Here is a 22,725-nt window from a genome sequence, read left to right on the forward strand (position 1 = left end):
TGACCCGGCATGTTGTCCCTGCCGGGTTTTTTTATGACTTATCCACAGCAGAAGACAGAATAATGCGTCCAGCCCGTGCCCTTATCGACCTCAATGCGCTGCGTCATAACTACCGTTTGGCCCGCGAAGTATCCGCTGCCAAAGCCCTCGCGGTGATCAAGGCGGATGCGTATGGGCATGGTGCGGTGCGCTGTGCGAAAGCGTTGCAGGATGAGGTCGATGGCTTTGCTGTGGCCTGCATTGAAGAGGCGCTGGAGTTGCGCGAAGCCGGCATTCGCGCGCCGATTCTGCTGTTGGAAGGTTTTTTCGAAGCCGCTGAGCTTGAGCTGATCGAGCAGCACGACTTCTGGTGCGTAGTGCATTCGCTCTGGCAGCTTGAAGCGCTTGAGCGTGCGCAACTCAATCGCGCGCTTACGGTCTGGCTCAAGCTTGACTCGGGCATGCACCGGGTTGGTTTTCATCCAGACGATTACGTCGCCGCCCATGAGCGTCTGCAGGCCAGCAGCAATGTCGGCAAAGTCGTATTGATGAGCCACTTTGCGCGTGCCGATGAACTCGACTGCTCGCGCAGCGAAGAGCAGCTTGAGGCTTTTGAACAGGTGCGTAGCGGCATTGATGCCGAGATCAGCCTGCGCAATTCCCCGTCGGTGCTGGGCTGGCCGCAAGTACCGAGCGATTGGGTGCGCCCCGGCATTATGTTGTACGGCGCCACGCCATTTGAGCAACCGCAGACGCTGGCCAGCCAGTTGCAGCCCGTGATGACCCTGGAATCGAAAATTATCAGTGTGCGCGAACTGCCGGCGGGTGAGCCGGTTGGTTACGCGGGCAGCTTTGTGACCGAACGGCCGACCCGTGTCGGCGTTGTGGCCATGGGTTATGCCGATGGTTATCCGCGCCACGCGCCGACCGGCACCCCGGTTGCGGTCGATGGCCAACTGACGCGGCTGATAGGCCGGGTATCGATGGACATGATCACTGTCGACCTCACCGATCTACCTCAGGCAGGCCTGGGCAGTCGGGTCGAGTTCTGGGGCAAACAGGTGCTCGCCAGCGACGTTGCCAGCCGTGCAGGGACTATTCCTTATCAGATTTTTTGCAATTTACGTCGCGTTCCGCTGCTCTATTCTGAGGACTGAGTAATTTTCTGAGCAGGATATGGGACAAGACTGTTGTAAATACTGAACGCTGTTGCCATGATACGGACACATTTTCTGTATCAGCCCGAAGGGGGACTCCAGCATTGGACGTCGGTGTACGACTGCAATCCATTCGCAAACTCAAAGGCCTTTCCCAGCGTGAACTCGCTAAACGGGCAGGCGTTACCAACAGCACTATTTCGATGATCGAGAAGAACAGCGTAAGCCCTTCGATCAGCTCATTGAAAAAGGTGTTGGCGGGTATTCCCATGTCACTGGTCGAGTTTTTCTCCCTCGACATGGAACAGGACAGCAGTGCCCAAGTCGTCTACAAGGCCGGAGAGCTGATCGACATCTCCGATGGCGCGGTCACCATGAAGCTCGTCGGCCGGGCACATCCCAGCCGGGCTATCGCATTTCTCTCTGAAACCTATCCGCCGGGCGCCGACACGGGCGACTCGATGCTTGCGCACGAAGGTGAAGAGGCCGGATTGCTGGTGGAAGGGCGTCTTGAGTTGGTAGTCGGTACCGAGACTTACATTCTGGAGCAGGGCGACAGCTACTACTTTGATAGCAGTAAACCCCACCGTTTCCGTAATCCTTTCGACGTACCGGCAAAGCTGGTGAGTGCGACAACGCCGGCCAACTTTTAATCTGTAAGGCGCTTAGATCGGCCCTTTGGCCGGTATTGGCCACTGACTAAACTTTTAGTTGGTGGCAGTGCCTCGCGCCTGCTGCGGCAATTTAGGTTGTTTCGGCCAGCTGGGCTTGCCGTTATACTTGCATATCGCTCGCGAAACCGTGGCCGCGGGTGAATCTAGCCATGATGAGGTAATGCGTGTGAACCTAATTAAGAAGATGCTAATAGCCCCCGTTACAGTGATGGCGCTTTGGGCCGTTACTGCTCAGGCCACTACCGACGATGCTATTGCCGAGCGTTTGAAGCCGGTAGGTCAGGTCTGTGTGCAGGGTGAAGAGTGTAAAGGCGTAGAGGCTGTCGCTTCTGCTGCTGGCGGTGGTGCTAAAACCCCCGACGACGTGATCGCTGCTCATTGCGGCGCGTGCCACAACACTGGCGTGTTGGGTGCTCCGAAAATCGGTGATACCGCTGAGTGGAAAAAACGTGCTGACGAGCAAGGCGGTCTTGACGGCCTGCTGGCTAAAGCCATCTCCGGTATCAATGCCATGCCGCCAAAAGGCACCTGTGCTGACTGTACCGATGACGAGCTGAAAGCGACCATCCAGAAAATGTCGGGTCTGTAAGACTGCATTTTTAGAAAAAGCCGCCTGCGGGCGGCTTTTTTGTGCCCGCAGAAAACTGGCAGGAACTTGGCGTTGGCATGTGCCTCTATGTTCACGTGACAGCGGGTGGCGTGCCGCTACGCTTACACATGTCAGCCAGTGTGCAAACTGCGCAGCAACTTCAGTGACGAAGGCGCAGAGTTCTAACCATGCAAGGAGAGCCTAATGCAGTCGATGTATTCGTTTGACGCGGCAATCGAGCAGGTGCTTGATCGTATCAAGGGGCCGATAAAGCTCGCCCTGCCGCTTGGCCTGGGTAAACCCAATCGCTGGGTTAATGCCTTGTATCAGCGCTGCAAACAACTCCCCGAGCGTCAGCTGAAAATCTATACCGCGCTGTGTCTGGCTCGTCCACAGCCCGAAGCCGGGTTACAGCAGCTGTTTGTAGAGCCGTTTCTTGAGCGGGTGTTTGCTGACTATCCCGAGCTGGATTTTCTCAGCGACCTTCGCCATGGAACGCTTCCGGCCAATATCAGCGTCGAGCAGTTTTTCATGCAGCCCGGCAGCCTGCTGCATTGTGATGTCGCCCAGCAGAGCTACATCAGCAGCAACTACAGCCATGTGGCGCGCGACCTCAATGATCACGGGGTGAACCTGATCGCCCAGTTGGTGGCCAGCGATCCTCAGCGGCCCGATCATTTCAGCCTGAGCAGCAACCCCGATATCACCCTCGACCTGATGCCGCTGATGGAGCAGCGCAGAGCACGCGGTGAGCCGATTATCTATCTGGCGCATGTGCATGCAGATCTGCCCTACATGCCAGGTGATGCCGAGGTTGCGCGGGAGGTGTTCGACATCCATTTGCAGGAAAACGAGCACACCACGCTGTTCTCGACACCCAACATGCCAGTCAGCTTGCAAGACCATTGCATTGGTTTACACGCCAGTACGCTGGTGCGCGATGGCGGAACCTTGCAGATTGGTATCGGTTCGATGGGCGATGCGCTGACTGCTGCCCTGCTGGCGCGCGATGCCAACAATGCCGCCTACAACGAGGTTTTGCAGGCGCTGGCAGTCACCCCTGAGACCTTAGCAGGCAGCGTGGCGATTGGCGGCAGCGGTGGGTTTGAGCAGGGCTTGTACGGCTGCAGTGAGATGTTTGTAAACGGCCTGCTAAAACTGGCGGATGCCGGGATTATTCGCCGTGCGGTGTACCCGGATTTAGTGGTGCAAAAACTGGCCTCGGCTGATGCGCTCGACGATCAGGGCGCGCCGAAAAGTGTGCAAACCATGCTCGACGCCGGGTTCTGCCCAAACCTCACGGCGGATGCATTGGCACATCTGCAACAGCACGGGTTGCTTGCGGACGGGATCACGTTACAGGCTGGTGAGTTGCATTTGCCAGACGGCAATCAGGTGCCTGCCAATCTTGCGGATTCAGCGACCCAGGCCGCGCTGGCGGCGTATTTGCGGCCAGCAACTGCTGGCGTGGTGCTGCACGGTGGGTTCTTCCTTGGGCCGCGCTCCTTTTATGCCCGACTCAATGAGCTGGATTTGCAGCAGCGCCGGCGTTACGCCATGACCGGTATCTGCTTCATCAATGAGCTTTACGGCGAGGAGCAGCTGAAACGCCTGCAACGCCGCGATGCACGCTTTATTAACACGGCGTTCACCATGACGCTGATGGGCGCGGCGGTATCTGATCAGCTCGAAGATGGCCGGGTGCTGAGTGGTGTGGGCGGGCAGTACAACTTTGTCGTGCAGGGCCATGCAGTGCACGATGCCCGCTCGATTCTGCTGCTGCGCAGCTGGCGCGAGTCGGCAGGCGAGGTTACATCGAACATTGTCTGGGATTATGGTCACGTCACCATTCCACGGCATTTGCGCGATATGGTCGTCACCGAATATGGCGTGGCGGACCTGCGCGGTAAGAATGATGCCGAGGTGATTGCGGCGCTGCTGGCGATCAGTGATTCGCGGTTTCAGCCCGAGCTTATCGAGCAGGCAATAAAAGCCGGCAAACTGGCCAAAGACTTCCAGCTCGATGAGTGTTACTGCAACAACACACCCGAGCGCTTGCAGGCCGTGCGGGCCGGTAATGCCGAGCTGTTCGAAGAGTATCCATTGGGCAGCGATTTCACGCCCGATGAGTGCGACTTGCTGCGTGCGCTGAACTGGCTGAAGAGCAAGTTCAAGCTCACCGAAGTCTTTGAGTTGGGCAAAGCAGCCCTCGACGCTCCGGAGCCTGCGGCCTTCATGACCCATTTGCAGCGGATGAATCTGGCGCAGCCGCAAGGTCTGACCGAAGGGCTGTATCAGCGCTTGCTGTTGGCAGGCTTGCAGGCGACCGCAGAGGCTTAGCGGTGTGTTTGAGTAACGGCGTATTCGCCGTTACTCAACGTCTGGCTTACTCGAGGAAGCTGACTGCGCCGTCGGCGAGCGAGCTGATGCGCGCCAGTGATTCTACGCGGAAACCCTGAGCGTCCAGTTCGGCGCGACCGGCCTGGAATGACTTCTCGATGACCACACCAATCCCGGCGATGCTGGCGCCTGCCTGCTCGATCACGTCGATCAGGGCTTTGGCGGCGCGGCCATTGGCCAGGAAATCGTCGATTACCAGTACGTGGTCGTCAGCAGTCAGGTGCTTGGCCGAAACGGCAATGGTGCTTTCGGTCTGCTTGGTGAAGGAGTAAACCTTCGAGGTCAGCAGGTCATCCTTGAGTGTCAGCGACTGGTATTTACGCGCGAAAATTACCGGTACACCGAGTTCCAGACCGGCCATGACTGCCGGTGCGATACCGGACGCTTCGATGGTGACGATCTTGGTGATGTTCTGATCGCGGAAGCGCACGGCAAACTCATGGCCGATTTGCTGCATCAGTTTCGGGTCGATCTGATGGTTAAGAAAGGCATCGACCTTAAGTACCTGCTCAGAAAGCACAATGCCTTCTTGGCGAATTTTCTGTTTCAGCGCTTCCACGCAGTTACCCTCGTTTTGGTGTGATTTTCCGTACTGGTGTCGGAATTTATAGCGTTGAATGCAGCCATTGTGCGGGCATTCAGCGGTTATTTTTTCAGCATTGCCCGCAAGTCTGCCAGTGCGGCATTGCCGCGGGCGGCTTTTACTTCTACGGGCGCATCCTCAAGACCTTCCCATTCGAGGTCTTCAGGCGGCAGTTCGTTAAGGAAACGGCTCGGCGAGCAGTCACTGATTTCACCGTATTGCTTGCGCTTGGCGGCAAAGGTGAAGGCCAGGGTTTCCCGCGCGCGCGTAATGCCCACATACGCCAGACGGCGCTCCTCCTCGATAGTGTCCGCCTCGATGCTGGAGCGGTGCGGGAGGATTTCTTCCTCCATGCCGATAATGAACACATAGGGAAATTCGAGGCCCTTGGAGGCATGCAGCGTCAGCATCTGCACGCCGTCGGCGCCTTCCTCTTCCTCTTGCTGGCGTTCAAGCATGTCGCGCAGAACCAGCTTGCCGATGGCATCCTCGATGGTCATGTCGCCGTCTTCATCACGCTCCAGAGTGTTTTTCAGCGCTTCGATGAGGAACCAGACGTTACCCATGCGGGCATCGGCGACCTTGTCGTTGGAGGCGTTCTGGCGCAGCCAGTTTTCGTAGTCGATATCCATGACCATGCTGCGCAGCGCCGCTATCGGGTCGTTCTGCGCACATTGCTGACGCACGCCATCCATCCACCGGGCAAAGCGCGCCAGGCGCTCCGTGTAGCGGTTGTCGAGGTGTTCGCCGAGGCCAATCTCGCTGGCGGCGGCGTACATGCTGATCTTGCGCTCAGTGGCGTAATTCCCCAGCTTCTCCAGCGTGGCCGAGCCGATTTCGCGGCGTGGCACGTTAATCACGCGCAAGAAGGCGTTGTCATCGTCCGGGTTTACCAGCAGGCGGAAGTAGGACATCAGGTCTTTTACTTCCTGACGGGCAAAGAAGCTGGTGCCGCCACTCAGGCGATAAGGAATCTGGTGGTGCTGGAGTTTCAGCTCCATCAGCTTGGCCTGATAGTTACCGCGATAAAGAATGGCGAAGTCGTTATAGGGGCGGTCTTTACGCAGGTGCAGGGTGAGAATTTCCATGGCGACCCGTTCGCACTCGGCGTCTTCGTTGCGGCAGCGAATCACCCGGATCTCATCGCCCACGCCCATTTCACTCCACAGCTGCTTCTCGAACGCATGCGGATTGTTGGCAATCAGGGTGTTGGCGCACTTGAGAATGCGGCTGGTAGAGCGGTAGTTCTGCTCCAGCATGACGATTTTCAGTGACGGGTAATCATCTTTCAGCAGCATCAGGTTTTCCGGCCGCGCGCCACGCCAGGCGTAAATCGACTGGTCATCGTCGCCCACCACGGTGAACTGATTGCGCGTGCCCACCAGCAGCTTTACCAGCAGATACTGGCTGGCGTTGGTGTCCTGATATTCGTCGACCAGCAAGTAGCGGATGCGGTTTTGCCACTTCTCGAGAATATCGGCGTGCTCTTGAAACAGCTTCACCGGCATCAGGATCAGGTCGTCAAAGTCCACTGCGTTGTAGGCCTTGAGCGTGCGCTGGTAATGCAGATAAACGATGGCGGCAGTTTGCTCTTTCGGGTTGCGCGCCTCGGCCAGCGCCTGATCAGGCAGGATCAGGTCATTCTTCCACGAGCCGATGTAGTTCTTGATCTCGTCGATGCCATCGTCGCCCGCGTACTCTTTCTGCATGATGTCGCTGAGCAGCGCTTTGATATCGCCCTCATCGAATATCGAAAAACCGGGCTTGTAGCCGAGGCGTGCATATTCCTTGCGGATGATATTCATGCCCAGATTGTGGAACGTCGAAACCGTCAGGCCGCGCGCCTCGCCACCTTTCAACAAGGTGCCGACACGTTCTTTCATTTCGCGCGCGGCTTTGTTGGTGAAGGTCATCGCGACAATGTGCTGGGCGCGCACGCCGCAGTTCTGCACCAGATGAGCGATTTTTCGGGTGATCACGCTGGTCTTGCCGGAGCCAGCGCCGGCGAGCACCAAAAGAGGGCCGCCGACGTAATTCACGGCTTCTTTTTGCCGGGGGTTAAGTCGGGACATTGCACTGATCACCAAAGAAGTAGCCGGGCATTTTAACAGGCTGAGCGCGTTGTGCCCTAACCGTCTGGAAGTGTGTCTTGCCGCACACATTGAAAAATCTGCTGACGGGGAGAAACATCTAATCCTTTACCCTTGAGCACTTGTCGAAAAATCAGCTTTAGAGCAGGATGCACTTAAGGACACACGGAGGTGTTTGAAAAGACATCATTTAATGGTGCAGCGAGACGGATCTCCGTCGAAATTTTTGTGGTCTGGGGGAAGTTGCTTGTCCGCGCTCGTCGAACCCTTACGCTTGGTTCTCTTAGCCGATGCTACTGGTTGGCCAGAACTATTACGTAAGCTCCTTGGGGCTGAGGCATGTCCATTCCCGCTGATTACGGCACCTTCCTGGGATGTGGCGCGTAGCCTCTTCCATAATTGCGGCAACGGCCTGTTGCTGACGACCAAAGAATTCCAGCCGGCTCCCGGCACCTGCCCGTTACCAGTCATCCTGTTACTCGAAGAAGAGCCCGAAAACGAGCCCGAAGGGGTTAGCGACTGGCTGGTGCGTGAGCGTGTCACTGGCGATGTGTTGCGTCGTTCGCTGCGCTACGTGCGCGAGCAAGGCACGCTGCGGCAGACGCTCAACCGGTTGGCCGAGCAAGATGCCCTCACCGGAATCGCCAATCGGCAGGGCTTCCAGACTCTGCTGGCAGCCAGACTGGCTTCAAACGAAGGCCGTGGCTTGACCATGGGCCACCTTGATCTGGATAACTTCCGCCACGTTAACGATGCGCTGGGTTTTCGCGCCGGTGACCGACTTATCCTACAAGTGGTCGCACGGCTAAAAGCATTGCTTCAGGCCGGCGATCAAATTGCCCGCTTGGGCAGCGATGAATTTGCTTTGTTGCTCGACACCCGCCGCGATCCGAAACGAGTCGAGCTGGTTGGCGAGCAGATCTGTGAAGCGCTGGCTGAACCCTATTGGGTGGATGGCGAAAGCCTGCTGCTCGGTTGCAGTCTGGGGTTGGCACATGCCAACAGCGTCAGCGCTGCCGACCCGCTGATGTGGCACGCCAATATCGCCATGCAGCAAGCCAAAGGCCAGCAGGGCTGCGCCTACCATGTCTATGACGAGCGCATTACCCGCGATGCGCGTGGCCAGACCGATCTCGAAGGCGAACTGCGCCGTGCTCTGCGCCGTGATGAACTGGTGCTGCATTATCAGCCGCGGCTGTGCCTCAAGGCTGGCCGGGTCGTCGGGCTGGAAGCGCTGGTGCGCTGGCAACATCCTGAGCGTGGTTTGTTGCCGCCGAGCGAGTTTGTGCCTCTGGCGGAGGAGAGCGGGCTGATCGTGCCGCTCGGTTATTGGGTTATCTCCCGTGCGCTGCGCGATATGCAGTGGTTGCTCGGCCGTGGCCTGCCGCCGCTGCACATGGCGGTCAATTTGTCGTTCCGCCAGTTTCAGGACAGCCAGCTATTGCCGACCCTGAGTCGTCTGATTGCAGAACGCGGCGTCGATGCGCGCTGGCTGGAGTTTGAATTGACCGAGACGGCGATCATGCGCCGCAGCGATCAGGTACAGCAGACCATGCTTGCGCTGGGTGAGCTGGGCGTGCGCTTCTCGCTGGATGACTTCGGCACCGGTTTCTCATCGTTCGTGCACCTCAACAACCTGCCGATCACGCTGCTCAAAATCGACAAGAGCTTTGTCGGCGGCATGACTGAGCGCACCGAAAACCGCCAACTGGTGCGCGCCATGATCAACCTGGCGCATAACCTCAATTTGGAAGTGGTCGCCGAAGGTGTGGAAGACACCGAACAGATGATGCTGCTGCGTCAATTCGGCTGCGATCAGGCGCAAGGTTATCTGATCAGCAAGGGCCTGCCGCTCAACGAGCTGGTGCGTTTTCTGATGCAGGCTCCCCGCCATGCGCAACTGGGCATGGCACAGAACTAGCTCCACGCCCGTTTAGCCCCCGGCATTTTCAGCTACGCGCGTCAGCTACGCGCGTTCGACCGCAGATTCAGCTAGCGCTATTCCTGCGCCCTCGGCACGCAGCAGGCGCGCGGTTTTCCATTCAAAGCCCAGGCTCAGGCCTACAGCCGCACACGCCAAGCCCCCGGCCAGCCCCCACCACACGCCTGCAGCGCCCCAGCCCAGCGGGAACGCCAGTGACCAGGCCAGCGGTGCACCGATCAGCCAATAGCACAGCAGGCCAACGTAAAAGGTGGTCTTGGCATCTTTAAGGCCCCGAATCGCGCCCATGGCGATGGTTTGGATACCGTCGAACAATTCAAACAGGGCGGCAATCGCCAGCAGGCTGACAGCCATTGCGACGACATCACTGAATTGCGGATCTTGCGGGTCGAGGAACAGGCCGACAACAAAGTGCGGCGCCAGCCAGAACAACGCGGCAAAGCCGAGCATGCAGCCTGCACCGAGCAGTAGACCGAGCCTGCCCGCGCGTCTGGCCTCGAGCAAATTGTTGGCGCCGTAGTGGCGGCCAATACGAAAGGTGACTGCGTAGGAAATGCCCACCGGCACCATGAAGGCGACGTACACCGACTGGATAGCGATTTGGTGCGCGGCTATCTGCGTGCTGCCCATCGCGCCCATGCACAGCGCGGCAAAGGCAAATAACCCGGACTCCACCGCATAGGTGCCGCCAATTGGCAAGCCCAGACGCACCAGTTCGCGCAGCTCTTCAAGCTGTGGGCGGAGCAGGCCGCGTTGCAGCGGATAGGCGTTGTAGGCGCTGTGATGCATGACATGCCAGAGCAGCAGCAAGGCCATTACGCTCATCACAATCGCAGTCACCAAGCCAATGCCAGCGAGACCCATGGGCGGCAAGCCGAACCAGCCTTTAATCAGCGCATAGTTGAGTACGAAGTTGGCCACGGCGCCGCCAATGCTGATCGCCACAACCGGGCCGGGCCGGTCGATGGCGCTGGTAAAGCCGCGCAGCGCCATGAATGTCATGTAGCCAGGCAGGGCAAACACCAGCGTGCTCAGAAACGGCGCTGCCATGGCCACGTTGGCCGGTGTCTGGCCGAGTTTCAGCAGCAGCGGCTCCAGGTTCCAGAGCAGCAGACCCGCACCGAGCGCGAGCATCCAGCCCATCCACAGGCCGTTTTGGGTGATGCGGGTAACGCCGGCGGCATCGTTGGCGCCATGCTTGATCGCCACCAGATTACCGACAGCGGCAATCGTGCCCACGCAAAAAATCGACACGAACGAGTAGGTCGCGGCCCCCAAGCCGCCGCCTGCCAGTTCGTCTGGGCCGAGCATGGCCATCATCACGGTGTCGGTAAACACCATGAGCACGTGCGCCAGTTGCGCAACGATCAATGGCCCGGCGAGGCGCAGGATGGCGACAAATTCACGTTTGTTCGAATGCAGCATGGCCTGCGGATATCCTGCTTAAAACAGCGAATAAGGTTTGCCCGCGGTGCCGTCGGCAAAGCGCGAGCAGCCGAAGGCCTTGAGGTCAAAACCAGGTTGGCCGCTGGTGGCCCACTGGCTCATCAACTTGCCGACAATCGGTCCCATCGCAAAGCCGTGGCCGCAGAAGCCGGTCGCGATCAGCAAGCCCGGCACTTGCGACGGAGCATCCAGCACCGGGATGCCATCGGGCAGTACGTCGATGAATCCGGCCCAGCTTTCGATCACCCGAACACCGCGCAATTGCGGGAAGGCGCGGCCCAGTGCTGCCTGCGCACGCTTGATGCGTTCGGCTTGCGGCAGGGCATGCGGGTCGCGCTCGGCAATGGCCGGATCATTGCCGCTAAAACGCTGGCGCAGGTCGTGTAAAAACGCGCCATTGAGACGGAATCGGAAACTGTGGTGATGCTCGGGCAACAGCGGCAAATACCAGGATGCACCACGTAAGAAGCTCAGGCTGAGGTCGATGTCGGCCTGCGCCTCGTCGGCCAGATTGATGCTGCCATCGGCGCGCTGGCGCATGCCGATGCCATGCCCAATGAAACTGCAGGCACCAATATCCGCGCCCGGACTGGTGCGCGAGACGGTGCTGCGAATGGCCTGCTGCGGAATCTCCAGCCCTAGCGGCTTGAGCAGGCGCCAACTGCTGGCGCCGGCGGCGATCAACACGCGCTTGGTTTTGACATAGCCGCGCTCGGTTTGTACCCCGCAAATGGCTCCGGCTGCGCGGTCGATGGCCGTGACGCCACAGCCTTCGGCGAAATGCACGCCAGCTTCGAAGCCGCGCAGGGCAAAGCCGGGCGTGACGCGACGAGGCTCGGCCTGACCATCACTTGCGGTGAACAGTCCGCCTTTAGCCGGATCGGCCAAACCGGGGATCTTTTCCGCGACTTCGTTGCGGCTGAGCACGCGGGTGTCGAGCCCGAACTGTTGCGCCACGCCTAGCCACTCCTGATATTCACTCAGATGCTGTTCGGTTTCGGCCAGATACAAACACCCGCCCTGACGCCACTCCAAGGGCAACTGCAGCTCATGCTCAAGGTTTTGCCAGAGAGGCATGGCCGCCATCATCAAGGGTACTTCGGCGGGGTCGCGGGCCTGCTGGCGAACAAAGCCCCACGCGCGGGTGGACTGTTGGCTGGCAAGGCCGGCCTTGTCGCAAACCAGTACCGATAATCCCTGTTTGCTCAAGTAGTAAGCTGTCGCGCAGCCCATGATGCCTGAGCCGGCGATCACCATATCGACTTCGCGTGGCAGTTCGCTCGCTGAGGCAAGTGAGGGGTGAAGTGGATAGCAACCGTGGCTCATGGCAATCTCGCAAACAGGTATTGAGTTATGCAGTATGGGAAACTGAGCCCGTAAACGGCAAAGGGATAATAGGTATATCTAGCATGAGTTTTAGTCATCTATGAATCGTAAGCTCCCGCCCCTGTATGCACTTCGCGCTTTCGAGGCGGCAGCCCGGCATGCCTCATTCACCCGGGCTGCCGAAGAACTGCTGATTACGCAGAGCGCAGTCAGTCGGCATATCCGCACGCTGGAGACGCATTTCGATTGCCGTCTGTTTGAGCGCAATGGGCGCAACCTGCGCCTGACTGAGCAAGGCCGGTTGCTGGTGCCGGGCCTGCGTGATGGTTTCGATGCCCTGGAGCGGGCGTGCATGCCGCTGCATATCGACGATTCGGTTATCCGCATGAAAGCCCCGTCGACGCTGACCATGCGCTGGCTGCTCTCGCGCCTGTCGCGGTTTCGGCAGATTAATAAAGAGGCCGAAATACAGCTCACCAGCGCGTGGATGGATGTCGACCAGGTGGACTTCCAGCGCGAGCCCTTCGATTGCGCCGTGTTGCTTGGGCGCGGCAACTTCCCGGCAGAGTGGGAGTGTCGGTTGCTGTTTGCCGAGTGGCTGACCCCGGTCTGTGCGCCGGAGCTGGCGCGGGACGGCGAGTGGGATGTGCAACGCCTGCAAGGCGCAGAGCTGCTTCACCCGACACCCGACCGGCGCGACTGGCGTCAGTGGTTGCAGGCCATGCAACTGCTCGATCAGGTGCCGCTGAAGGGTGGTCAGGTATTCGACACATTGGAGTTGGGTATCGTCGCGGCAGCGCGCGGCTATGGTGTGTCGATTGGTGATCTGGTGATGGTGGCGGAGGATGTTGCCGAAGGACGCCTCGGCCTGCCGTGGTCGACTGCGGTTGCCAGCGGCAGCTGTTACTACTTGGTATGGCCCAAGGCGCGGCGCAATCAGCAGCGTTATCACCGGCTCAGCGAGTTTCTCGAGAATGAGGTGCAGGCGATGACCCTGCCGCAGGTGCGCTATCTATAGTCTGGCCCCGATCTGGGCGTACATCGGTTTATCGTAAAAAATAATGGACTCGTAGCCAGTCTGGCTGCGGGTTTGCTGGGTTTAATCGACCGTTATACGGTGCGTGTGGGCAATATGACGGCGGAAGAATTTTCAGCATTTTAGCGGGAAGTGTTTGACATATTTTACGGTTCGGGCAATCTGTGTGGGCGGTTCTGTTCGTCAGGCAGCCGTCGCGGAAGGTTCGGTTACCTTCCACTCCCTGCGTCAAGGCGTGCTCCCTCTGCGGGTTGCAAACCACGCTGCCAGACAAACGATCCGTGCCAAACAGGATGCGCTGCGAGTCTCTCGCCCTTCCTGCACAGCAACGGCAGGCCGACCTGCCTCAAGGTGACGTATGTCCAAAAACGACAGTGCTAATACTTCTAAATCTAAACGCAAACCCGTTGTACTGATGTCCATGGGGGTCCACGAACGCAAGGGCCACCTGTATCAAGTAATGACCCACAAATACATCACACCAGTTGTCGACTTCGCTGGTTGTGTACCGCTGCTCGCGCCGACGTGCTGCGGTCCTGACGACATTGAGCAATATCTGGATATGGTCGATGGCGTTTACCTGACAGGCGCCGGTTCGAATATCGAGCCTTCGCTTTACGGTCAGGAAAACATGACGCCTGAGAAAGGCCAGGACATTGATCGCGATATGTTCGACATGCCGCTGATCCGTGCTGCCATCAAGCGTGGCCTGCCGATCTTCGCCATCTGCCGTGGCATGCAAGAAATCAACGTTGCACTGGGCGGCGATATCTACCAGAAGCTCTACGCCGAACCTGGCTTCAATGACCACCGTGAAAACCCCAATGACCCGGTTGATGTGCAGTATGCGCAGAGCCACAACGTGCGCCTGAAAGAAGGCTCATGGTTGGCCAAGCTGCTGGCAACTGAGGAAATTGGTGTTAACTCGCTGCACGGTCAGGGCATCAAAACCCTCGCTAAAGGCCTGGAGCCGCTGGCGTTTGCTGAAGATGGGCTGGTTGAAGCGTTCCATGCGCCGAGCCTGTCGAACTTCCTGTTCGCGGTGCAATGGCACCCGGAATGGCAAGCTGCGCAGAACCCGGACTCGGTAAAAATGTTCGAAGCGTTCGGTGAAGCCTGCCGTCAGCGCCAGAGCAAGCAAGTATCCAGCGCGGCTTAATACCCGCGTTTACTAAAGAAGCCCGGTTATGCCGGGCTTCTTTTTGCCTGTAATTTATTCTGAGAGCCCGGCATGCCAACGTCCGCAGAGGCTAATTGCTGGTGTTGCACCGATTTGGTGCGCGATTGCTTTACCAGCCTTCCGAGCCGGGTTCGCCTTTGAATGGGCCGACAATCGCGTCGGTTACCCAGCCGCCGTAGTAATTGCCGGGCTGCGGTCTGGCCAGTTCCTGATTGACCCAGCACTCACTCATCTGGGCCGGATGGAAGGCAATGTAGCCGCTGATCACGGCAAACTCGCCCCACGCCTGTGGATAAGTCCATGCAGCATCTGCGGCGGTGTGGTTATCCACATTGACGTTGAAATAGGCGCTGTTGCCTTTCCATTCGCACAAGGTTTGCCGGGCGCTGGGCTCAAGGCATTCCATGTTTATGTCGGATTGCGGGATGTAATACACCGGTGCGCCGGATGTCTCGATCACCCGATAGGCGTTCTGGCTGGATGCCAGAGTAAGGCCGTGAAAAACCACAGTAATCGTGGCGCTCACGGGTTCGACCCTGGGTGGCCGCGGGTAATCCCAGACCGACTCTTGCCCCGGCCCCGCAAGCACAATGTGCTCTGGGCGCAGGCGCTCTACAGTGCGCCATTTGAGCACTTCGGCGTGCAATTCTGGCGGTACGTCCGTGAGGTCGCTTGGAGTGTTATCTACAGTGCTCATGACAAGTTCTCCGCAGGCAACAGGCATTCAGCCGATGCGTGTGTGTTGTGATCAACCTTGTGGGTGATCGCGGTACTGCAGCGCTTCTGCCAGCTGTTGGCGATTGATGTCCGGCGCGGACTCCAGGTCTGCCAGCGTACGTGCAACCTTCAGCACGCGATGAGCGGCGCGCAGCGACAAGGCCAAACGTTCGCAGGCGTTTTCCAGCCAGGTCTGATCCGCTGTGCTCAATGCGCAGTGTTGACGTAAACCGGCAAGGTCGAGAAAAGCATTGGCGCAGCCCTGACGCTGCAATTGTTGCTGGCGTGCTTTGGCCACCTGAAGGGCGCAGGTGGCAGTGTCGGGGCCGTTATGGCTGTGGCTGTCGGTTGCAACATGCAGCGCCGTTGCTTCGCGGGCGACGGTTATGTGCAAGTCGATTCGGTCGAGCAGCGGCCCGGATAACTTGCTGCGGTAGCGCTGGATCTGTTCCTGGCTGCAACGGCAGCGCCCGCTGGGGTCACCGAGAAAGCCGCACGGGCAAGGGTTCATCGCGGCCACCAACTGAAAACGCGCCGGAAAACGGACTTTGTCGCGGGCTCTGGCGATGACGATCTGACCGCTTTCCAGCGGCTCTCTCAAGACTTCAAGCACCTTGCGGTCGAACTCGGGCAACTCATCAAGAAACAGCACACCTTGATGGGCCAGCGTTATTTCTCCAGGCTGCGGACGACTGCCGCCTCCAACCAGCGCGGGCGCCGAGGCGCTGTGATGCGGATTGCGAAAGGGTCGCTGCGGCCACGCTTCCAGAGGGTTATGGCTGGCGACTGACTGGATGGCTGCAACTTCCAGCGCTTCCTGTTCATCCAGTGGCGGCAGCAAGCCGGGAAGGCGGCTGGCTAGCAGGGTTTTGCCAGTGCCGGGCGGACCGCTGAGCAATAGATTGTGCGATCCGGCGGCGGCCACCAGCAGGGCGCGTTTGGCGGCTGTCTGGCCCTGCACTTCAGCAAGGTCTGGATAGGGACGCGTCTGGCGCAGTAAACCCTGAGACACAAACGGTTCGATAGGCGATGAACCATTAAAGTGCGCGGCCAACTCCAGCAGGTGGTCGGCGGCTATCACGATCAGTCCCGTGGCCAGGCTGGCTTCTTCGGCGTTGGCTTTAGGCACCACTAAGGTGCGTGCGCAACTTCGCGCTGCCAATGCGGCGGGCAATACACCCTGAACGGGGCGGATTGCCCCGGATAATGCCAGCTCGCCCAGGCATTCGACCTGCGCCAGCGCTGCTGGCGGAATCTGCGAGCTGGCGGCAAGAATCCCCAAGGCGATGGCCAGATCGAAGCGTCCGCCATCTTTGGGCAGGTCGGCGGGAGCCAGATTGAGGGTGATGCGCCGGGAGGGGAAGTCGAATTCGCAGTTGAGAATGGCGCTGCGCACCCGGTCTTTGCTTTCCTTGACCGCTGTTTCCGGCAGGCCGACCAACGCCAGCGAAGGAAGGCCGTTGGCCAAATGCGCCTCGACGGTAACCGGCGGCGCTTCCACGCCAACCTGGGCGCGACTGTGGACGATGGCCAGGGACATTGATCACTCCTTGATCAGCTGTCGCCCCGCGAGTGAGGTTTACTCGGCGGGTGGTGGTGGCGTCTGTTCGGCGTCTGTTTCCATGGCCGCGACCTTGGCTTCAAGGGCTTCAAGGCGGGCGCGTGTGCGGGCCAGTACAACCATCTGGCTGTCGAATTCTTCGCGGCTGACCAGGTCGAGTTTGCTGAATGCGCTTTGCAGCATCATCTTGAATTGCTGTTCGAATTCGTTACGTGGTAGGGGTGTATCACCACTGAACAGGCGGGATGCGTGGGTGCTGAGAGCATCAAGCAGGGCTTTTGGCGGCAACATAGGTGTTTATCCAGATACGTTTGGCGCCAGTGTATCACGCGTTTTCTGCCGCAGAAGGCAGCGCTCCGGCGCGCCCGATTATCGAGCGTAGCGGCTTGGCGCTGTGCACCGATGTTGTGCGTATACCGTTGGTCAAACCCGCCTGAAAACCAGTGTTTTAGGGCTAACTGCATGAAAAATTGAGCTTTTCACGACTTTGGCAAGGAATCTGCTTAGTCCTTGATGACGGATGCACCGATGCAGTTCCGGTGCGTCAGGCGAAGCGGGGAAGTGTTTCGCTGGTAGCGGTTGGTTGAGAACAGGTTGTCCTGCAGCTATTTCGGCTTTCAAGGCAACCGGTGCATTACAAAAGCCAGACACTGCGCTTAGACTTGAGCCGGGTTCGAAATTCCTGGGGCAAGTCCACCTTACACGGGAGAGAGTTACATGAAGCTAGTCACTGCCATCATCAAGCCGTTCAAGCTGGACGACGTCCGCGAATCACTGTCGGAGATCGGCGTGCAGGGCATCACTGTCACTGAAGTCAAAGGCTTCGGTCGTCAGAAAGGCCATACCGAACTGTACCGCGGCGCCGAATACGTGGTCGATTTTCTACCAAAAGTAAAAATCGACGTAGCCATCGCTGACGATCAACTCGATCGCGTCATCGAGGCCATTACCAAAGCAGCCAACACCGGCAAGATCGGTGACGGCAAAATTTTCGTAGTTAACCTGGAACAGGCGATCCGCATCCGTACCGGCGAAACCGATACAGACGCGATTTAAGCCCCGAACCGAACCCCACGCCCCAGGAGTTAAACCATGACTCTGCGTAAATTCGCAGGGCTAGGAGCCCTTTTGTCTCTCGTTCCGGGAATTGCCCTGGCCGATGAGGCAAGTCTGAACGGCGGTGATACAGCTTGGATGCTGGTAGCAACCGTTCTTGTATTGTTCATGACCATCCCTGGTCTGGCACTGTTTTACGCCGGTATGGTGCGTTCCAAGAACGTCCTGTCGGTGCTCATGCAGTGTTTTGCAATCTGCGCTCTTATTAGCGTCCTGTGGGTTGTCTACGGCTATAGCATGGCTTTTGACACCACGGGCATGGAGCAGGGCGTCGTCAACTTCAACTCGTTTGTGGGCGGCCTTTCCAAAGCCTTCCTCAGCGGTTTGACGGTCGACAGCCTGGTCGCCAGCGTTCCGGAAAGCGTGTTCATTACCTTCCAGATGACCTTCGCCATCATCACCCCGGCCCTCATCGTCGGCGCTTTCGCCGAACGCATGAAGTTCTCGGCGATGCTGGTGTTCATGGCGATCTGGTTCACCATCGTCTATCTGCCGATCGCTCACATGGTCTGGAGTGGTGACGGTGGCCTGATGTGGGATTGGGGCGTTCTCGACTTCGCGGGCGGTACGGTCGTGCACATCAACGCGGGTATCGCAGGTTTGGTTGCGTGTCTGGTGCTGGGCAAGCGAAAAGGCTTCCCAACTACAGCCATGCCACCACACAACCTGGGCTACACGCTGATTGGCGCGAGCATGCTCTGGGTCGGCTGGTTCGGTTTTAACGCGGGTTCCGCTGTTGCAGCTAACGGTACTGCGGGCATGGCCATGCTGGTCACGCAGATTGCTACAGCTGCTGCGGCACTGAGCTGGATGTTCATCGAGTGGATCACTCACCGTAAGCCAAGCGTTCTGGGTATTGCTTCGGGTGCTGTTGCAGGCCTGGTAGCCATTACTCCGGCGTCGGGCACTGCAGGGCCGATGGGGGCTTTGGTGATCGGTTTTGCTGCGGGGACTATCTGCTTCTTCTGCGCCACATCACTCAAACGCAAGCTGGGTTATGACGACTCGCTGGATGTGTTTGGTGTGCACGCAGTGGGCGGCATCGTCGGGGCAATCCTCACGGGGGCATTTGCAGCGCCTTCGCTGGGCGGTTTCGGCACAGTCGAAGACATTCCTGCTCAGCTTTGGGTGCAGTTCGAGGGCGTGGCATTCACCGTTATCTACACCGCCGTGGTGACCTTCGTCATCCTCAAGGTGCTGGACATGGTGATGGGCCTGCGCGTCAGCGAGGAAGAAGAGACCATCGGTCTCGATCTCGCCCTGCACAACGAGCGCGGTTACAACCTTTAAACACTGAGGGCGCCCGGAGCCAACCCGGGCGCTTCAAGCGAATAGCGCTAACAATAAAAGCGCATCGGAGCGAGGTGGCACATGGACAACACAGCATTGACTGCATTGACGTATGGCTTTGATACATTCTACTTCTTGATTTGCGGCGCACTGGTTATGTGGATGGCGGCAGGTTTCGCCATGCTCGAATCCGGCCTGGTACGCGCCAAGAACACCACTGAAATCCTCACCAAAAACATCGCGCTCTATGCGGTAGCGAGTGTGATGTATCTGGTGATTGGTTATCACATCATGTATTCGAGCCCTGAAGGCGGCATTCTGCCAAGCCTGGGTTTCCTGATTGGTGATGAGCACACCGCCGAAGCCGTTCTGGCGGGTGGCGATGATGCCCCTTACTACTCGCTGCGTTCCGACTTCTTCTTCCAGGTTGTGTTTGCTGCAACCTGCATGTCGATCGTTTCGGGTGCAGTTGCCGAGCGTATGAAGCTCTGGGCATTCCTGACCTTCGCGGTGGTGATGACTGGTTTCATCTACCCGGTTCAGGGTTTCTGGAAATGGGGCGCAGGCTTCCTTAACAGCGCTGGTTTCCTCGACTTCGCAGGTTCGGGTGTTGTGCACATGGCGGGCGCTGCTGCTGCTCTGGCCGGTGTACTGCTGCTGGGCGCACGCAAAGGCAAATACGGCCCTAACGGCCAGGTCAATGCGATTCCGGGCTGCAACCTGCCGATGGCAACACTGGGCGCGTTCATCCTGTGGATGGGCTGGTTCGGCTTCAACGGTGGCTCACAGCTGAAAATGAGCACCATCGAAGACGCTAACGCAGTGGCTCAGGTGTTCGTTAACACCAACATGGCAGCTGCCGGCGGCCTGATCGTGGCGCTGATTGTAGCGCGCATCCTGTTCGGCAAGGCCGACCTGACCATGGCACTCAATGGTGCGCTGGCTGGCCTGGTGGCAATTACTGCTGAGCCGCTGACCCCGTCTGCCCTGCAAGCCACTCTGATTGGTGGTGTGGGCGGCGTTCTGGTGGTGTTCTCGATTCTTGCTCTGGACAAGCTCAAACTCGATGACCCGGTGGGTGCGATCTCGGTACACGGTGTTTGCGGTATCTGGGGCCTGTTGGCAGTTTGCCTGACCAACCCGGACGCAACCATTGGCGCTCAGCTGCTGGGTATCGCCTCGATCTTCGCCTGGGTGTTTGTAGCCAGCCTGGTGGTGTGGTCGATCATCAAAGCAGTGATTGGTCTGCGCGTCAGCGAAGAAGAAGAGTACGAAGGTGTCGACATTGCAGAATGCGGCATGGAAGCTTATCCGGAGTTCACCAAGTCCTGATTAGCCAAAAGTTTTAACGAGGGCGCCTCTGGCGCCCTTTGTTTTTTCTGCGGGCACGCTAGAATGCGCGCCGTAGATCCGGGATTGCCATGCAGCCGGATCTGCGTCCGAGCTGACGTCGAAGACTTTGTGCGTCTATGTCATGCAAGGGCATCTGAATTTTTACTGGCGGTGCTTTTAAAACGGCTGCGCTGGGCTATAACTATTCTGCTTTCGCAAGTCATGAGGTTGAACATGAGCGACGAAGATCTGGAACAAGACGATATGGACAGCGTTGAAGAGGACGATAGCGAGGAGCTGGCAACAGCCGACGATATCGATTCTTCTGACGATGATGACGGTGAAGTCGTAACCACCAGCAAGAGCAAGACCAAAGCCAAGGCTGCTGTGGATCCGGATGACCTGCCAAGCGTAGAAGCGAAGCAGAAAGAACGTGATGCACTGGCGCAGGCAATGGAAGAGTTTCTGGCGCGTGGTGGCAAGGTGCAGGAAGTCGAACCCAACGTGGTTTCCGATCCGCCCAAAAAGCCCGACAGCAAGTACGGCAGCCGCCCTATCTGATCAGATCCGGGTTGCTGAAAAGTACCCGCCCGCAAGCGGCGTCCGCGGACTTTTCAGCAGTGCCCGGCATAGTGCCGCGCCACGCTCAGGTGCTTTTGCCTGTAGAACAGTGTCGCGGCCTTATGCTATTCCCAGCTATCCAATAGCGCTGGCAGCTCTGCCAGACTATGCACTTCACCGTCTGCGGCTGTTTCGCCCTCCCAGATTCGCCCTTGCGGGTTGAACCAGATCGCACGCAGGCCAGCAGCCTTGGCGCCGCCTATATCATCGCTTTGATGATCGCCGATATGCACCGCATGCTCAGGCGCAACTCCGGCCAGGCGTAACGCCTCTTCAAACGGCTTGGGGTCGGGTTTGCCCACGCCAAGATCTTCCGCGCACAGGGCAAACTGGAAATAGTCGGCCAGCCCCAGCCGGCGCACATCCGCGTTGCCGTTGGTGATCACGCCGAGCTTGTAACGACTCGCCAGCGCTTCCAGCGTTGGATGCACCTCGGCGAACAGCTCGACCTGGTGACGCGCCGCGAGAAACACCTGAAAACCGGTTTCAGCCAGGGCCTTAGCCTCGCTTGCAGGGTAGCCAGCACCGCACAGCGCATTCAGCAGAATTCGCCGACGCAGCTCGCTGAGCCGATGCTTCAGGCCAGGCTCCGCTTCCAGCAGGCGATTGCGGATGGCCCATAAGTGCTCGACCGGCACCGCGCCAAGTTTCGGCGCATACATCACCAGCCAGTTACGCAGCGCCGTTTCGGCGTCTTGCATCACCGGAGTAACGTCCCACAGCGTGTCGTCGAGGTCGAAGGTGATTAGCTTGATGGTCATTCAGAGGTGCCTTTACGTTTTGCTCGCGGATGGGCTTGGTCGTAGACCGTGGCCAAATGCTGAAAGTCGAGATGGGTGTAGATCTGGGTCGTGGCGATATCAGCATGGCCCAGTAACTCCTGAACCGCGCGCAGATCTTGCGACGACTCGAGAATATGGCTGGCAAAGGAGTGACGCAGCATGTGCGGATGAACATGCTGGCCCAGCTCGCGCACGCCGGCTTCACGGACCCGCAATTGCACCGCGCGTGCGCCAATGCGTTTGCCTTTCTGGCTGACAAACACCGCGCCGTCCGCAGGATTGCTCAGTACGCGCACGGCCAACCAGTTTTCCAGTGCCTTGCGGGCCATGCGCCCAACTGGAAGCTCACGGGTTTTGTTGCCCTTACCGATCACGCGCACCAGACCGGCTGGCAGATCGAGGCCGTCGAGATTGAGGCTGACCAACTCGGAGAGGCGCAAACCAGATGAATAGAACAGCTCAAGCATGGCCTGATCGCGCAGGGCGATGAAGTCGTCCTCCACGGCGCCGTCGAGCAATTGCGAGGTGCGATCGGCGTCCAGCGTCTTCGGCAGCCGGCGTTCGCCCTTGGGCGGCATCAGGCCGTTAGCCGGGTCGTGTTGGCAGTAACCCAGACGATTGAGGTATTTGTACAGGCCGCGTGTGGCCGAGAGCAGGCGCGCCAGACTGCGGCCCGATTGACCTTGTTTGTGCAGATGGGCGATCAGGCGCCGCAGGCGGGCAATGTCGAGGCCGTTCCAGTCGCTGATCGCTTCGCGCTCGGCAAACTCACGCAGCTTGATCAGGTCGCGGCGGTAGCCATCCAGCGTGTGGCTGGAAACCTGGCGCTCACTGCGCAAGTGCTCAAGGTAGGCGTCCAGCTGGGTTTGCATGATGGCTCCCGGAGGGCGTCGATTGCTGGCGT

At 58.7% G+C, this 22,725-nt stretch carries 20 protein-coding genes; 11 read left to right on the plus strand and 9 right to left on the minus strand.

Annotation, left to right across the window (positions count from 1 at the left end; genetic code table 11):
* Positions 1 to 62 precede the first annotated feature (62 nt).
* The 4 genes from alr to FEZ62_RS08690 all read left to right on the plus strand — a co-directional run bounded on the left by alr (position 63) and on the right by FEZ62_RS08690 (position 4,739).
* The gene (gene alr / locus FEZ62_RS08675) at positions 63 to 1,136 is read left to right on the plus strand and encodes an alanine racemase (protein WP_172927407.1); all 1,074 of its coding nucleotides are present in this window, start codon (positions 63 to 65) and stop codon (positions 1,134 to 1,136) included.
* A gap of 104 nt (positions 1,137 to 1,240) precedes the next feature.
* Positions 1,241 to 1,789, plus strand: coding sequence for a cupin domain-containing protein (locus tag FEZ62_RS08680; RefSeq protein ID WP_069898507.1), 549 nt, complete (start codon positions 1,241 to 1,243; stop codon positions 1,787 to 1,789).
* 187 nt (positions 1,790 to 1,976) lie between these two features.
* Positions 1,977 to 2,399, plus strand: a complete 423-nt coding sequence (locus FEZ62_RS08685; RefSeq protein WP_172927586.1) for a c-type cytochrome — start codon at positions 1,977 to 1,979, stop codon at positions 2,397 to 2,399.
* 204 nt (positions 2,400 to 2,603) lie between these two features.
* Positions 2,604 to 4,739 carry an acetyl-CoA hydrolase/transferase C-terminal domain-containing protein gene (locus tag FEZ62_RS08690; protein ID WP_242454918.1) on the plus strand — a complete coding sequence of 712 codons (2,136 nt, stop codon included), beginning with the start codon at positions 2,604 to 2,606 and terminating at the stop codon, positions 4,737 to 4,739.
* 46 nt (positions 4,740 to 4,785) lie between these two features.
* Here FEZ62_RS08690 and FEZ62_RS08695 read toward each other — a convergent pair whose 3' ends face one another.
* Complete coding sequence (locus FEZ62_RS08695) at positions 4,786 to 5,358, minus strand: xanthine phosphoribosyltransferase (RefSeq protein ID WP_069898505.1); 573 nt, start codon at positions 5,356 to 5,358, stop codon at positions 4,786 to 4,788.
* An 86-nt stretch (positions 5,359 to 5,444) separates the two neighbouring features.
* The gene (rep, locus tag FEZ62_RS08700; protein WP_172927408.1) at positions 5,445 to 7,454 is read right to left on the minus strand and encodes a DNA helicase Rep; all 2,010 of its coding nucleotides are present in this window, start codon (positions 7,452 to 7,454) and stop codon (positions 5,445 to 5,447) included.
* Positions 7,455 to 7,719: 265 nt separating this feature from the next.
* On the opposite strand from rep, the gene FEZ62_RS08705 reads away from it, so the two are divergent.
* Positions 7,720 to 9,393, plus strand: coding sequence for a bifunctional diguanylate cyclase/phosphodiesterase (locus FEZ62_RS08705; RefSeq protein WP_172927409.1), 1,674 nt, complete (start codon positions 7,720 to 7,722; stop codon positions 9,391 to 9,393).
* 45 nt (positions 9,394 to 9,438) lie between these two features.
* On the opposite strand, the gene FEZ62_RS08710 is transcribed toward FEZ62_RS08705, so the two are convergent.
* Both FEZ62_RS08710 and FEZ62_RS08715 read right to left on the minus strand, forming a co-directional pair.
* Positions 9,439 to 10,839 (minus strand): NorM family multidrug efflux MATE transporter, encoded by a 1,401-nt coding sequence (locus tag FEZ62_RS08710; protein ID WP_069898502.1) that lies wholly within the window; start codon positions 10,837 to 10,839, stop codon positions 9,439 to 9,441.
* An 18-nt stretch (positions 10,840 to 10,857) separates the two neighbouring features.
* Entirely contained in the window at positions 10,858 to 12,186 is a 1,329-nt protein-coding gene (locus FEZ62_RS08715) for an FAD-binding oxidoreductase (protein ID WP_172927410.1), read from the minus strand.
* Positions 12,187 to 12,286: 100 nt separating this feature from the next.
* Here FEZ62_RS08715 and FEZ62_RS08720 point away from each other — a divergent pair, with 100 nt between their 5' ends.
* Both FEZ62_RS08720 and FEZ62_RS08725 read left to right on the plus strand, forming a co-directional pair.
* On the plus strand, positions 12,287 to 13,204 hold the full coding sequence (locus FEZ62_RS08720) for a LysR substrate-binding domain-containing protein (RefSeq protein WP_090509986.1): 918 nt from the start codon (positions 12,287 to 12,289) through the stop codon (positions 13,202 to 13,204).
* Positions 13,205 to 13,580: 376 nt separating this feature from the next.
* A complete protein-coding gene (locus FEZ62_RS08725; RefSeq protein WP_069898499.1) occupies positions 13,581 to 14,381 on the plus strand; it encodes a gamma-glutamyl-gamma-aminobutyrate hydrolase family protein in 801 nt (266 codons plus the stop codon).
* 130 nt (positions 14,382 to 14,511) lie between these two features.
* Here FEZ62_RS08725 and FEZ62_RS08730 read toward each other — a convergent pair whose 3' ends face one another.
* The 3 genes from FEZ62_RS08730 to FEZ62_RS08740 are packed head-to-tail and all read right to left on the minus strand — an operon-like array spanning position 14,512 to position 16,971.
* Positions 14,512 to 15,099 (minus strand): DUF427 domain-containing protein, encoded by a 588-nt coding sequence (locus FEZ62_RS08730; RefSeq protein WP_172927411.1) that lies wholly within the window; start codon positions 15,097 to 15,099, stop codon positions 14,512 to 14,514.
* A gap of 51 nt (positions 15,100 to 15,150) precedes the next feature.
* Positions 15,151 to 16,659 (minus strand): YifB family Mg chelatase-like AAA ATPase, encoded by a 1,509-nt coding sequence (locus FEZ62_RS08735; RefSeq protein WP_172927412.1) that lies wholly within the window; start codon positions 16,657 to 16,659, stop codon positions 15,151 to 15,153.
* Positions 16,660 to 16,698: 39 nt separating this feature from the next.
* Positions 16,699 to 16,971: an accessory factor UbiK family protein gene (locus FEZ62_RS08740; protein ID WP_172927413.1), complete on the minus strand. Its 273-nt coding sequence runs from the start codon at positions 16,969 to 16,971 to the stop codon at positions 16,699 to 16,701.
* A 426-nt stretch (positions 16,972 to 17,397) separates the two neighbouring features.
* Between FEZ62_RS08740 and glnK the strand changes: the two genes are divergently transcribed.
* The 4 genes from glnK (at position 17,398) to sutA (ending at position 20,979) form a co-directional block, all read left to right on the plus strand.
* The gene (gene glnK, locus FEZ62_RS08745) at positions 17,398 to 17,736 is read left to right on the plus strand and encodes a P-II family nitrogen regulator (RefSeq protein WP_003096476.1); all 339 of its coding nucleotides are present in this window, start codon (positions 17,398 to 17,400) and stop codon (positions 17,734 to 17,736) included.
* 36 nt (positions 17,737 to 17,772) lie between these two features.
* Complete coding sequence (locus FEZ62_RS08750; RefSeq protein ID WP_069898496.1) at positions 17,773 to 19,086, plus strand: ammonium transporter; 1,314 nt, start codon at positions 17,773 to 17,775, stop codon at positions 19,084 to 19,086.
* Between the two features lie 81 nt (positions 19,087 to 19,167).
* Positions 19,168 to 20,418 (plus strand): ammonium transporter, encoded by a 1,251-nt coding sequence (locus FEZ62_RS08755; RefSeq protein WP_172927414.1) that lies wholly within the window; start codon positions 19,168 to 19,170, stop codon positions 20,416 to 20,418.
* A 234-nt stretch (positions 20,419 to 20,652) separates the two neighbouring features.
* Positions 20,653 to 20,979: a transcriptional regulator SutA gene (gene sutA / locus FEZ62_RS08760; RefSeq protein WP_069898494.1), complete on the plus strand. Its 327-nt coding sequence runs from the start codon at positions 20,653 to 20,655 to the stop codon at positions 20,977 to 20,979.
* A gap of 125 nt (positions 20,980 to 21,104) precedes the next feature.
* Here the strand turns inward: sutA and FEZ62_RS08765 are convergent, their stop codons facing one another.
* Positions 21,105 to 21,800, minus strand: coding sequence for an HAD-IA family hydrolase (locus tag FEZ62_RS08765; RefSeq protein ID WP_069898493.1), 696 nt, complete (start codon positions 21,798 to 21,800; stop codon positions 21,105 to 21,107).
* Positions 21,797 to 22,693: a tyrosine recombinase XerC gene (gene xerC, locus FEZ62_RS08770; protein WP_172927415.1), complete on the minus strand. Its 897-nt coding sequence runs from the start codon at positions 22,691 to 22,693 to the stop codon at positions 21,797 to 21,799. The genes FEZ62_RS08765 and xerC overlap by 4 nt, the downstream gene beginning before the upstream one ends.
* Between the last annotated feature and the right edge of the window lie 32 nt (positions 22,694 to 22,725).

The organism is Pseudomonas sp. MS19 (genome assembly GCF_013277615.1).
Taxonomy (GTDB): Bacteria; Pseudomonadota; Gammaproteobacteria; order Pseudomonadales; family Pseudomonadaceae; genus Aquipseudomonas; species Aquipseudomonas marincola.